The organism is Streptomyces sp. LUP47B (genome assembly GCF_001746295.1).
In the GTDB taxonomy this organism is placed as follows: Bacteria; Actinomycetota; Actinomycetes; order Streptomycetales; family Streptomycetaceae; genus Streptomyces.
Genome location: NZ_MJAH01000001.1, coordinates 1085398 through 1098206, shown reverse-complemented (window position 1 = coordinate 1098206; position 12809 = coordinate 1085398). Strand labels below are relative to the sequence as shown.

At 69.9% G+C, this 12809-nt stretch carries 8 protein-coding genes; 4 read left to right on the top strand and 4 right to left on the bottom strand.

Translation table 11 applies throughout. The features are described from left to right. Positions 1-126: 126 nt before the first annotated feature. Together BFN33_RS04910 and BFN33_RS04905 are read left to right on the top strand one after the other, a co-directional pair. Positions 127-1236 carry a nitronate monooxygenase gene (locus BFN33_RS04910; protein ID WP_069758575.1) on the top strand — a complete coding sequence of 370 codons (1110 nt, stop codon included), beginning with the start codon at positions 127-129 and terminating at the stop codon, positions 1234-1236. Then, entirely contained in the window at positions 1233-2786 is a 1554-nt protein-coding gene (locus BFN33_RS04905) for an acyl-CoA synthetase (protein WP_069758574.1), read from the top strand. Before BFN33_RS04910 ends, BFN33_RS04905 begins: the two co-directional genes overlap by 4 nt. A 3-nt stretch (positions 2787-2789) precedes the next feature. Here the strand turns inward: BFN33_RS04905 and BFN33_RS04900 are convergent, their stop codons facing one another. After that, positions 2790-5186 carry a penicillin acylase family protein gene (locus BFN33_RS04900; RefSeq protein WP_069758573.1) on the bottom strand — a complete coding sequence of 799 codons (2397 nt, stop codon included), beginning with the start codon at positions 5184-5186 and terminating at the stop codon, positions 2790-2792. Positions 5187-5249: 63 nt separating this feature from the next. Between BFN33_RS04900 and BFN33_RS04895 the strand changes: the two genes are divergently transcribed. Continuing rightward, positions 5250-6746 carry an acyl-CoA synthetase gene (locus BFN33_RS04895; RefSeq protein WP_069758572.1) on the top strand — a complete coding sequence of 499 codons (1497 nt, stop codon included), beginning with the start codon at positions 5250-5252 and terminating at the stop codon, positions 6744-6746. Here BFN33_RS04895 and paaK read toward each other — a convergent pair. The 3 genes from paaK to BFN33_RS04880 all read right to left on the bottom strand — a co-directional run bounded on the left by paaK (position 6743) and on the right by BFN33_RS04880 (position 11744). Further along, positions 6743-8038 (bottom strand): phenylacetate--CoA ligase PaaK, encoded by a 1296-nt coding sequence (paaK, locus tag BFN33_RS04890; protein ID WP_069758571.1) that lies wholly within the window; start codon positions 8036-8038, stop codon positions 6743-6745. The two genes, BFN33_RS04895 and paaK, sit on opposite strands and share 4 nt — an antisense overlap. A 97-nt stretch (positions 8039-8135) precedes the next feature. Further along, complete coding sequence (locus tag BFN33_RS04885; protein ID WP_069758570.1) at positions 8136-9986, bottom strand: sulfatase; 1851 nt, start codon at positions 9984-9986, stop codon at positions 8136-8138. 144 nt (positions 9987-10130) lie between these two features. After that, entirely contained in the window at positions 10131-11744 is a 1614-nt protein-coding gene (locus BFN33_RS04880) for an acyl-CoA synthetase (protein WP_069758569.1), read from the bottom strand. A gap of 176 nt (positions 11745-11920) precedes the next feature. On the opposite strand from BFN33_RS04880, the gene BFN33_RS04875 reads away from it, so the two are divergent. After that, positions 11921-12721, top strand: coding sequence for a crotonase/enoyl-CoA hydratase family protein (locus BFN33_RS04875; RefSeq protein WP_069758568.1), 801 nt, complete (start codon positions 11921-11923; stop codon positions 12719-12721). Positions 12722-12809: the final 88 nt, after the last annotated feature.

Here is a 12809-nt window from a genome sequence, read left to right as displayed (position 1 = left end):
CGTCAGTTCCCGGATGACGCGGCGAACTGGACGCCCTCACCCGTCCGCCCCGATCCGGAGACCTGAATCTGACGGAGCATCAGAAAAACCCTTCCGTCGTCCGGAGGACTGCGGCATCCTGCGGCCATGCAGACGGAGCTGAGCAAGAAACTGGGAGTCGAGCACGCCGTCTTCGGCTTCACGCCGTTCCCCGCCGTCGCCGCGGCCATCAGCCGGGCCGGCGGTTTCGGAGTGCTCGGCGCGGTCCGTTACACGGCCCCCGACGAACTCAAACGCGACCTCGACTGGATCGAGGCGCACGTCGACGGCAAGCCGTACGGCCTGGACGTTGTGATGCCCGCCAAGAAGGTCGAGGGGGTGACCGAGGCCGACGTCGAGGCCATGATCCCCGAGGGGCACCGGCAGTTCGTCAAGGACACCCTCGCCAAGTACGGCGTGCCCGAACTCGCGGAGGGCGAGGTGTCCGGGTGGCGTATCACGGGCTGGATGGAGCAGGTCGCCCGCAACCAGCTGGACGTCGCCTTCGACTATCCGATCCGGCTGCTCGCCAACGCCCTCGGCTCCCCGCCCGCCGACGTGGTGGCCCGTGCGCACGATCAGGACGTCCTCGTCGCGGCCCTCGCGGGCAGTGCCCGGCACGCGCTCAAGCACAAGGAGGGCGGCATCGACATCGTGGTCGCCCAGGGCTACGAGGCCGGCGGTCACACCGGGGACATCGCCTCCATGGTCCTCACGCCCGAGGTCGTCGACGCCGTGGACCCGCTGCCCGTGCTGGCGGCGGGCGGCATAGGCAGCGGGCAGCAGGTGGCGGCCGCGCTGGCACTAGGGGCTCAGGGTGTGTGGCTGGGCTCCATATGGCTGACCACCACAGAGGCCGAACTGCCCTCGCCCAGGCTGATCGAGAAGCTGCTGGCGGCCGGCTCCGGCGACACCGTCCGCTCCCGTGCGCTGACCGGGAAACCCGCGCGCCAGCTCCGTACGGAATGGACCGACGCCTGGGACTCCGCCGACGGACCCGGCACCCTGCCGATGCCCCTGCAGGGCCTGCTGGTCGCCGATGCGGTGTCCCGGATCCAGAAGTACGAGGTGGAGCCACTGCTGGGCACACCGGTCGGCCAGATCGTCGGACGGATGACCAGCGAACGCAGCGTCCAGGCCGTCTTCGACGACCTCACCCGCGGCTTCGAGAAAGCCGTCGATCGCATCAACCGCATCGCCGGAAGGAGCGGCCAGTGACGAGCACACCTCCCGCGGGCTTCTGGGCCCAGGCCACCCAGGACCCTTCGCGTACGGTCCTCATCGCCCCGGACGGCTCGCCATGGACAGCCGGCCGCCTGCACGCCGCCGCCAACCAGCTCGTGCACGGCCTGCGCGCCGCCGGACTCCAACGCGGTGACGCCTTCGCCGTCGTCCTGCCCAACAGCGCGGAGTTCTTCACCGCGCACCTCGCCGCCAGCCAGGCCGGCTTCTACCTGGTCCCGATCAACCACCACTTCGTCGCCCCCGAGATCGCCTGGATCGTCGCCGACTCCGGCGCCAAGGTGCTCATCGCCGACGAGCGCTTCGCCGCCGCGGCACGGCAGGCGGCCGACGAGGCGGGCCTCCCGGCGAGCCACCGGTACGCCGTCGGCGGGATCGACGGCTTCCGCCCTTACGCCGAACTCCTGGACGGACAACCGGAGTCGGCGCCCGTGGACCGCGAACTCGGCTGGGTCATGAACTACACCTCGGGTACGACGGGCCGCCCGCGCGGTATCCGCCGACCCCTGCCCGGCAAGCGGCCCGAGGAGGCCTACCTCGGCGGCTTCCTCGGCATCTTCGGCATCCAGCCCTTCGGCGACAACGTCCACCTCGTCTGCTCGCCGCTCTACCACACGGCCGTCCTCCAGTTCGCGGCCGCGTCCCTGCACATCGGGCACCGGCTGGTCCTGATGGACAAGTGGACGCCGGAGGAGATGCTGCGACTCATCGACACACACAGGTGCACCCACACTCATATGGTCCCCACCCAGTTCCACCGTCTACTGGCCCTCCCCGAGGACGTCCGGGCGCGCTACGACGTCTCGTCCATGCGGCACGCCATCCACGGGGCCGCCCCCTGCCCCGACCATGTGAAGCGGGCGATGCTCGACTGGTGGGGCCCCTGTGTGGAGGAGTACTACGCCGCCAGTGAGGGCGGCGGAGCCTTCGCGACCGCCGAGGACTGGCTGAAGAAGCCCGGCACGGTCGGCAAGGCCTGGCCCATCAGCGAGCTCGCGATCTTCGACGACGACGGCAACCGGCTGCCGCCCGGCGAACTCGGCACGGTGTACCTGAAGATGAACACGGGCGGCTTCGCCTACCACAAGGACGAGGCCAAGACGAAGAAGAACCGCATCGGAGACTTCTTCACCGTGGGCGACCTGGGCCTCCTGGACGAGGACGGCTACCTCTTCCTCCGCGACCGCAAGATCGACATGATCATCTCCGGCGGGGTGAACATCTACCCCGCCGAGATCGAGTCCGTCCTGCTCCAGCACCCCGCCGTCGCCGACGCCGCCGCGTTCGGCATCCCGCACGACGACTGGGGCGAGGAGGTCAAGGCCGTGGTGGAACCGGCCCCGGGTCGGACGCCCGGGCCGGACCTGGCCGAAGACCTCCTCGCCCACTGCGCCGCGCAACTCGCCGGCTACAAGTGCCCGAAGAGCGTCGACTTCATCACCGAGATGCCCCGCGATCCCAACGGCAAGCTGTACAAGCGACGCCTGAGGGATCCGTACTGGCAGGGGCGCTCGCGACCGGTGTGAGCCTCAGGAACGGACCCGGACGACCCGCAGCGCCGGCGACGACAGGATGTCCTTCTCGCAGAACCGGGACGTCACCCACTTCTCCGCCGAGAACAGCCGCGTCTGGTCGCTGAAGTGCGGCGAGTTCGGGTTCGAGGACTGGGAGTACGTCAGCAGGGTGCGGGCCACCGGGCAGCGGCCGCCGTCCCAGCCCACCGCCTGGATGTAGCTCGACCCGGTCGTCACCTCCGTGTATCCGCCGCCCGCCGGGTTCCACACCGGCTCGACCTTGTTCCACACCCCCAGCGACTCGGTGCCGCCCGGAACCGCGATGCGCTCGCCGTTCCGTACGACGAACTGGTGCTCCCCGAGGCGCGAGTCCAGCGGGACACCGGCCGCCCCGAGCTCGGTCACCGTGTCCGCGAGGGCCGTGGCGAAGGCCGGCGCGTCGGTGTTGAGCGTGTTCGGGGTGCCCACCGGGTCGGCCGCCGAGAACGGCACCTTCCACAGTGAGGAACCGGGCAGTTTCCGCCAGAGCCGGTCGAAGAGCAGCGCGCCCCGGCTGTCGGTGTTCGCGGTGCGGTCCCAGGCCGCGAGCACCCCGCAGGCCTCGTGGACGTCAACGACCGTGCCGTCAGTGCCTGTTGCGGTGCCGCCAGGGAGCGCGGCACATGCCTTCGCCGCGTCCGCCGCCGCGAGGCCGCCCGCGGTCACCCGGTTGGCGAACTGCTGCGCCTGAAGGTCCCGTAGGGTCAACCGGCCGCGCGAGGCCATCGCGGACACGTCCTGGAGAGCGCCGCGGGTGCGCATCGAGCGCTGCGTGCCCACGGTGCCGAAGACCCGCTCGTACCCGGTGATCGGCCGCTCGGCGTTGGCGAGCCAGGCGCTGTCGTTGGAGTTCTCCGCGTACGGCGCGTCCTTGAGGACCGGCATCTTCGCGGGCCCGAAGATCCCCGGCTGTACGGCGTCCGGATCGCTGCCGAGGGCGCAGTCACCGCGTGAGCCGTCGAGGATCGCCACGCCCGAGGCGGGGTAGGTGACCCTGCCCAGGGGAGTGGAGCAGCGCTGGGCCATTTCGTCGGTGATCCGGGGGAGCACCTGGGACTGCGTGAACAGCGTGTGCCCCTGTGCGTCGGCGGCGATCGTGTTGACCCACGGCAGACCCTGGGTGCGCTTCAACGCGCCCAGAACGTCAGCGGTGCTGCGGGCCTTGCTGAAGCCGAGGGCCGTGTCGGAGCCGCGCAGATTGGCGGCGTTCGGGTCGTTGAGGGCGTACGCCGTCGTGGTCGTCCAGGGCAGCGGCAGCGAGGCGCCGAGCGAGGTGACGACCGGGCCGTAGCGCGTCCACCACTGGGTCCTCGTCACCGGTTCGCCGCCCTGGACGGCGACGGTCACCCGGCGTTCGGTCATCCGCTCCGGTCTGCCGTCGACGAGATACGTGGTCGGGTCGGCCGGGTCCAGGGTCAGTTGGTGCAGGTTGAGGGTGACGCCGGTGGCCACGGTGTGGCTCCAGGCCACCTGCGCGTTGTGGCCTATGGAGATGGTCGCCGAGCCGAGCAGTGAGCCGCCGGCGATGTTCAGCTCGCCGGGGATGGTCTGCTGCGACTGCCAGAAGCGGCGGCCGCCCTGCCAGGGGTAGTGCGGGTTGCCGAGGAGCAGCCCGCGGCCGTTCGCCGTCGTGGCCCCGCTGAAGGCGACGGCGTTGGAGCCCATGTCGGCGGAGTCGGCGGCGAAGAGTTCCCGGGCCGCGCGGGCGGTGTCCCGGGCGTCCGGCGCACCGGCCGTCGGGGTGGTGGACGCGGGCGGCCGCGCGGCCGTGATGCCGTCCACGGCCCGGCCCTGACCGCCGAGGACGGCCAGCGCGAAGTTGCGCGCGGCCACGTCCTGGACCGTCACCGGACGCACCCAGTCGGCACCCTTGCACGCCGGGTCGGTGATCCGGTTCTTCCGCAGCCAGGCGTTGTAGCCCGCCGCGAAGCCCCGCATCAGCTCCTTCACCGCACGGCTCGGACCCCGCGGCGCGGGCGTGGCCATCAGCTTCTCCACCGTCCCGGCCTCCCGCACCCCGCGGAAGTACAGGTCGCCGGCGAGGCTCGTCGTGGCCGAGGAGAGCGCGGAGTCGGAGGCCGCGTCGGCCCCGAAGAAGCGGGAACGCTCGCCGCGCACGGTCACGAACCCGTCGGCGAGCGCGCACACCTGGTCGGTGGCCTGCGCCCACCCGGTGCCGAATCCGAGGTCCGCGTAGTTCTTCGCGAGGATGTGCGGGATGCCGTACTCGGTGTAGCGGATGGTGGCGGACAGACCGCCGTGGGACGGATGGTCCTGTCTCTGCTGGTTCTGCGCGGCTGCGGCCGGCAGCGTGGCGGCGGTGGCGAACAGGGCCACGGCCGCGACGGCGGCGCGTCTGAGGCGGGTGCGCATCGTGCCTCCCAACGTCATTGAGGGAAGGGGCGGTTGAGCGTACCAACCGGTAGGTTGTCCCGTATGACGCCTGGACACGGCAGTACGGTTGACGGGGTGCTGCGGCGCAGCGCCCGGCGCACCCCGGCGCGCGTCGCGGTGGAGTACGGCGAGCGCTCATGGACCTACGAGGAACTCGACGACGCCGTCTCACGAGCGGCGCGCGTTCTCCTCGACCAGGGCCTGGACCGCGGTGACCGGGTCGGCGCCTACGGCCACAACTCGGACGCGTATCTGATCGCCTTCCTCGCCTGCGCCCGCGCGGGCCTGGTCCATGTGCCGGTCAACCAGAACCTGACCGGCGACGATCTCGCGTACATCGTCGGCCAGTCGGGCAGCACGCTCGTCCTCGCCGATCCCGACCTCGCGGGGCGGCTGCCGGAGGGTGTGCGCACGCTGCCCCTGCGGGACGCCGACGAGTCGCTGCTGGCCCGCCTGGCCACCGCATCGCCGTATGACGGCCCCGAACCGCGCAGTGAGGACCTGGTCCAGCTGCTGTACACCTCGGGGACGACGGCCCTGCCCAAGGGCGCGATGATGACCCACCGCGCCCTGGTCCACGAGTACCTGAGCGCGATCACCGCCTGCGATCTCAGCGCGGGGGACCGGCCCGTGCACTCGCTGCCGCTCTACCACTCGGCCCAGATGCACGTCTTCCTGCTGCCGTATCTCGCGGTCGGCGCCACCAACATCATCCTCGACGCGCCCGACGGCGACCGTCTCTTCGACCTGATCGAGCAGGGCCGCGCGGACAGCCTGTTCGCGCCGCCCACGGTGTGGATCGGACTGTCCAACCGTCCCGACTTCGCCACGCGTGACCTCAGCGGGCTGCGCAAGGCGTACTACGGCGCCTCGATCATGCCGGTGCCCGTCCTGGAACGACTCCGCGAGCGTCTGCCGAAGCTGGCGTTCTACAACTGTTTCGGCCAGAGCGAGATCGGCCCGCTCGCCACTGTCCTCGCACCCGACGAGCACAAGGGGCGGATGGACTCCTGCGGCCGTACCGTCCTGTTCGTCGACGCACGGGTCGTGGACGAGAACGGCAAGGACGTGCCCGACGGTACGCCCGGCGAGATCGTCTACAAGTCGCCGCAGCTGTGCGAGGGCTACTGGGACAAGCCCGAGGAGACCGAGGCGGCCTTCCGGGACGGCTGGTTCCACTCCGGGGACCTCGCGGTGCGGGACGCGCACGGCTACTTCACGATCGTCGACCGGGTGAAGGACGTCATCAACTCCGGTGGCGTGCTGGTCGCCTCACGCCAGGTCGAGGACGCGCTGTACACGCACGACGCCGTCGCCGAGGTCGCCGTGATCGGCCTGCCGGACGAGCGGTGGATCGAGGCCGTCACGGCGGTCGTCGTCCCGCGCGGCGAGGTCACCGAGGCCGAGCTGCTCGACCACGCCCGGGAGAAACTCGCCCACTTCAAGGCGCCCAAGCGGGTGGTCTTCGTGGACGAGCTGCCGAGGAACGCGAGCGGGAAGATCCTGAAGCGGGAGCTGCGGGACCGGTTCGCGGGCTAGCGGGGACGCAGGTCGACGATCCGGCGGATCTTTCCGACGGACCGCTCCAGGGACTCCGGTTCGACGATCTCGACGGCGACCGACACCCCGATGCCGTCCTTGACGGCCGTCGCGATGGTCCGTGCGGCCGCGTCCCGGGTCTCGGGTGTGGCGCCCGGCCGGGCCTCCGCGCGCACGGTGAGGGCATCAAGACGGCCCTCGCGGGTGAGGCGGAGCTGGAAGTGCGGTGCGACGCCCGGGGTGCGCAGGACGATCTCCTCGATCTGCGTGGGGAAGAGGTTCACCCCACGCAGGATCACCATGTCGTCGCTGCGGCCGGTGACCTTCTCCATCCGCCGGAACACCCGGGCCGTGCCCGGCAGCAGCCGGGTCAGATCCCGGGTCCGGTAGCGGATGACGGGCATCGCCTCCTTGGTGAGCGAGGTGAACACCAGCTCACCCCTCTCGCCGTCCGGCAGCACCTCGCCGGTGATCGGGTCGACGATCTCGGGGTAGAAGTGGTCCTCCCACACGTGGAGCCCGTCCTTGGTCTCCACGCACTCCTGCGCGACGCCCGGGCCGATCACCTCGGAGAGCCCGTATATGTCCACGGCGTCGATCGCGAACCGCTCCTCGATCTCCCGGCGCATCTCCTCGGTCCAGGGCTCGGCACCGAAGATGCCCACACGCAGGGAGGTGCCGCGCGGATCGACGCCCTGCCGCTCGAACTCGTCGAGCAGCGTGAGCATGTACGACGGAGTCACCATGATGATGCCGGGTTCCAGGTCCTGGATGAGCTGGACCTGGCGTGCCGTCATGCCGCCGGACGCGGGGACGACCGTACAGCCGAGGCGTTCGGCGCCATAGTGTGCGCCGAGTCCACCGGTGAACAGCCCATAGCCGTACGCCACATGCACCACGTCCCCCGGCCTGCCGCCGGCCGCCCGGATGGAACGCGCCACCATGTCGGCCCACAGGTCCAGATCGTTCTCGGTGTAGCCGACGACCGTGGGGCGCCCGGTGGTGCCGCTGGAGGCATGGATGCGCCGCACATGGTCCCGGGGCACGGCGAACATCCCGTACGGATAGTGCTCGCGCAGGTCAGCCTTGGTGGTGAACGGGAACCGGGCCAGGTCGGTCAGGGAGCGGCAGTCGTCCGGCCGGACACCCGCCTTGTCGAAGGACTCCCGATAGAACGGCACGTGCTCGTACGCGTGCCGCAGTGACGCCCGCAGACGCTCCAGCTGCACCGCCCGCAACGCCCCGGCATCCAGTCGTTCCCCCGAGTCCAGCAGCTCCGCCGCATCCGCCATCGGAACGTCCCTTTCCCCAACCGCGTCATCACGGGCGACCGATCATTCGGTCGTGGTGCTGGGGATCAGTAATCCAGGCGATCGGCGCGGAGGCAAGTCACTTCGCGAACGCCGTCATGAAGCGGTCGCGGAACTTGTCCATGCCCCACTCGGGTGCGTTGTCGGCGGGCTTGAGGCCGTCCGTCCAGTTCCAGCCGTCGACCCGGTCCAGCACCTTCGGGTCCTTGGCGACGATCGTGATCGGCACGTCCGTGCTGGTGGATCCCTTGGTGACGGTCGGGACGGGCTGGTGGTCGCCGAGGAAGACCAGGACCGTGTTCTCGTCGCCGTAGCGCTGCATCCACTGGGTCAGGCTGTCCACGGAGTACTGGATGGCCTTGCGGTACTCGGTGCGCACGCGCTCCTGGCTCTTCCAGACCTCCGTCGGGTTCGTGCCCTCCTTCTTGATCTGCTCGAAGACGGAGCCGTCGCCGAGGTCGTTCCAGTCGATCGTGTGGGCGATCGGCGACCAGGGGTTGTGGCTGGACGCCAGGATGATCTCCGCCATGATCGGGTCACGGTTCTTCTTGCCGTGCTCCAGCTTCTGGAAGGCCTCCAGGCTGAACTGGTCCGGCACGGGCGTCCAGCTGAAGTACGGACCCTTGTAGCCGAGGTGCGTGGAGTCGTAGATGTGGTCGAGGCCGAAGTACTTGCCCTCGGGCCAGGACTTGCGTACACCCGGCACGATGCCGACCGTGCGCCAGTCGCCGGTCTTCTGGAAGTAGCTGGTGAGGGTCGCGCGCTTGCTGGAGGTGAGGTTCAGGTATCGCTGCTGGTTCTTGACCCACAGGCCGGACAGGAAGGTGGAGTGCGCCATCCAGCTTCCGGCACCCGTCACGGGGGACTTCAGCCAGCCGCTGCGCGACGCGAACCCGGCCGACTTGAGCGTCGCGTCGCCCTTCTTGAGGGTCGCGTCGATCTCGGGTGCCATCGCCGGGTCGTCGATCGCCACGCGGCCGTAGCTCTCGATGAAGGTGAACATGACGTCCTTGCCGTGCAGCCCGGTCAGGAGCTGGTCGGGCGGTGTGGCGGCGAAGGCGTCGACGGCGGACTGCTTCTCGAAGACCTTCGCGTCCCCCAGCCCGTTGCGCACGTGCTGCACGCGGTTGGCGAGGAACTCGGTGTTGCCCTTGGTGGCGAACGAGACACCGCCGAACTGCACGCCGACCGTGAAGCAGGTGACCCAGACCGTGCCGAGGACCAGGGTGGTGCCGACGGCCGTCTGACGGTGCCGGGACATCACGTTCGCCAGCCGTACCACCGCCCACGTGCACAGCGCGAGCACGGCGATGAACAGGACGATCACCCCGGTCACGGCGAGTATCTCGCCGGTGCGGCCGAACGACTCCCTGAGCCAGTCCGTCGCGTTGCCCAGCATGATCCAGTCGAAGACCAGGTCGAACGGCCGGGCCAGGGTCTGGTAGAAGCCCATGTCCATGAACTTCAGGACGGTGAACAGCCCGAGGAACACCCCGAAGAGCACGGCCACGATCCGGCGCGCCTTCGGCGGCAGCACGAGGAGGACGACCGCGAGCACGATCGCCTCGACGGGGAGACGGAAGAACGACCGGAGGTTCATGTGGTCGAGCCGGTTGGGGAAGAGCAGCACGAGCAGCACCAGAACGCCGGCCAGCACGCTCGCCCCCACGGACACGCCACGGGCCGTGCGGGGGTAGCGGCGGCGCCAGCCGAACCAGCCGGGGCGCGGGGAGTCGGCGGCCTCGGAGGTCTCGCCGGCCTCAGCGGTCCCGGCAGTCTCAATGGTCGCGGCGGCTTGAGTGGTCTCGGCCGCCTCAGGAGCCTCCAGGACCTCCTCCGTCACCTCTTCCCCCGTCGCACCCCCACCATCCGCTTCCGCCTCGGCCTCAGTGGTGTCCGGCAGTTGACGAGAACGAGTGAAGAGCGACACCCGGTGGTCCTTCCGTGCGGTCTTGCTGTGGCGTGCGGTCCTGCGGCGACGGCATGACGAACAGGGCCCGCTGACCGAGCCTGCCACCACCAGTACGTTCGCACGTCACGTTCGGTTCAATCGCACGGGGTCGGGATTCGACCCTCACCCGTCCGCCGCCACCGCCACCTTCTGCGCCCACCGATAGTCCGCCTTGCCGCTCGGGGACCGGCGGATGGACTGGGCGATCACCAGCTGGCGCGGCACCTTGTAGCCCGCGAGCCGCTCCCGGCAGTGGGTCTGGAGATCGTCCAGGGACATCCGCGCCGCACCCTCGCGCAACTGCACGACGGCCGCCACATGGTGCCCCCACTTCACGTCCGGCACCCCGGCCACGAGCGCGTCGTAGACATCGGGATGCGCCTTGAGCGCCTGCTCGACCTCCTCCGGGTACACCTTCTCGCCGCCCGTGTTGATGCACTGCGAGCCCCTCCCGAGGACGGTGACGACCCCCTCCTCGTCGACGGTGGCCATGTCCCCGAGCAGCACCCACCGCTCGCCGTCCTTCTCGAAGAAGGTGTCGGCGGTTTTCCGCGGGTCGTTGTAGTAGCCGAGCGGCACATGGCCGCACTGGGCGACCCGGCCCACCTCGCCCACGGCCACGGGCTCGTGCGTGGCCGGATCGACCACCTGGGTGCGGGAGTTCACCCGGACGCGGAAGCCGCGCTCGGGGCCGGAGTCCGCCGTCGCCGTCCCGTTGAAGCCGGACTCGGAGGAGCCGAAGTTGTCGAGCAGCATGGCGTTCGGGACGAGTGCGCGGAACTGCCGGCTCACCGTGTCCGACATGATCGCGCCTGACGAGGACACGCTGAACACCGACGACATGTCGGTGCCCTTCATCCGGCCCTCCAGCGCGTCGATGAGCGGCCGCAGCATCGCGTCACCCACCAGCGACATGGCGCTGACCTTCTCCCGCTCCACGGTCCGCAGCACTTCCTCGGGCACGAACTTGCGGTGGAGTACGACTCGTTGGCCGAAGTTGAAGCCGATGAGGGTGGTCAGCGTGGAGGTGCCGTGCATCAGCGGCGGTGTGGGGAAGAAGGTGATCCCCGCCCCGCCCGCGGCGACCCGCTCGGCGAGTTCCTCGGGCCGCTTGACCGGCTCACCGGTGGGTGCGCCCCCGCCCAGCCCCGAGAAGAACAGGTCCTCCTGACGCCACATGACACCCTTGGGCATCCCGGTGGTGCCGCCGGTGTAGATGATGAACTGGTCGTCGGTCGAGCGCGCCGGGAAGCCACGCTCCGGCGACCCGCCGGCCTCGGCGTCAGTGAAGTCCACCGCCGACAGCAGACCCGGCTCCCCGTCCCCGACCCGCACCAGGTGCCGCAGCCGATCCGCCTGCGGCAGCGCGGCCGCCACCCGGTCCGTGAACTCGGTGTCGAAGACCAACCCCACCAGATCCGCGTCCCGGTAGAGGTAGACCAACTCCTCTTCCACGTATCGGTAGTTGACGTTGACGGGGACGATCCGTGCCTTCAGGCAGCCCAGCAGGGTCTGTACGTACTCCACCCCGTTGTAGAGGTGCAGCCCGACGTGCTCACCGGGCCGGACTCCGCTGTCGAGCAGATGGTGGCCGATGCGATTGGCCGCGGCGTCCAGTTCCGCGTACGTCAGCCTGCGCTCCGCACCCGTACCGGGGATGTCGATGTACGCGAGCGCCTCACGGTCCGGCACCACGTCGACGACCGACTCGAACAGGTCGGCAAGGTTGTACTCCACCGCTCCTCCTGACCCAACACGGCCTGCATCTCCGACGGTTCGCCGGTCATCAGAGCAAAGGGCGGCGTGACTGTGAAGGGTTCGCGCGAATAAATCTGACTGTCTGTCAGAAAACTCTTGAAGTGCGTCGGCGCCTCCTGCAACCTGTTCTCGTTCTGGCAGAGGGGAGACGGGCGATGGGTGGGACGGAACACCTCAACATCCAGCGCGAGGGCGCCACACTGGTGCTCACGCTCAACAGGCCGGAGGCGAAGAACGCGCTCTCGTTGCCGATGCTGGTCGGCCTCTACGACGGCTGGCTGGAAGCGGACGCGGACGACTCGATCCGCTCGGTCGTCTTCACCGGCGCGGGCGACTCGTTCTGCGCCGGCATGGACCTCAAGGCCCTCGCGGGCAAGAACACCGGCGGCGAGCAGTACCGGGACCGGCTGACCGCCGACCCGGACCTGCACTGGAAGGCGATGCTGCGGCACCACCGCCCCCGAAAACCGGTGATCGCGGCGGTCGAGGGCTACTGCGTCGCGGGCGGTACCGAGATGCTCCAGGGCACCGACATCCGCGTCGCCGGCGAGTCCGCGACCTTCGGCCTCTTCGAGGTCAAACGCGGCCTGTTCCCGATCGGCGGGTCCACGGTCCGGCTGCAGCGCCAGATCCCGCGCACCCACGCGCTGGAGATGCTGCTCACCGGCCGCCCGTACACCGCACGCGAGGCCGCCGGCATCGGCCTGATCGGTCACGTCGTTCCGGACGGCACGGCACTCACCAAGGCCCTGGAGATCGCCGAACTGGTCAACGCCTGCGGCCCGTTGGCGGTGGAGGCGGTGAAGGCCTCGGTCTACGAGACCGCCGGGATGACCGAGACCGAGGGCCTGGCCGCCGAACTCGAGCGGGGCTGGCCGGTCTTCGACACCGCCGACGCGAAGGAGGGGGCGCGCGCCTTCGCGGAGAAGCGACCGCCCGTTTACCGGCGCGCGTGAGCGATGTCGTCGCAGGTGCGTCGGACACTGCGGGCCGTCGGTGGCTGAGCGCGCCCACGCGGCGGAGCCGCAAGTGTCAGCGCCCCGC

What these genes read in the sequence shown, in the direction of transcription:
- paaK (WP_069758571.1), bottom strand. Translation starts at nt 8,038, where the DNA reads ATGGCGGATGCGGCGGAGCTGCTGGACTCGGGGGAACGACTGGATGCC.
- BFN33_RS04895 (WP_069758572.1), top strand. Translation starts at nt 5,250, where the DNA reads ATGACGCCTGGACACGGCAGTACGGTTGACGGGGTGCTGCGGCGCAGC.
- BFN33_RS04910 (WP_069758575.1), top strand. Translation starts at nt 127, where the DNA reads ATGCAGACGGAGCTGAGCAAGAAACTGGGAGTCGAGCACGCCGTCTTC.
- BFN33_RS04875 (WP_069758568.1), top strand. Translation starts at nt 11,921, where the DNA reads ATGGGTGGGACGGAACACCTCAACATCCAGCGCGAGGGCGCCACACTG.
- BFN33_RS04900 (WP_069758573.1), bottom strand. Translation starts at nt 5,186, where the DNA reads ATGCGCACCCGCCTCAGACGCGCCGCCGTCGCGGCCGTGGCCCTGTTC.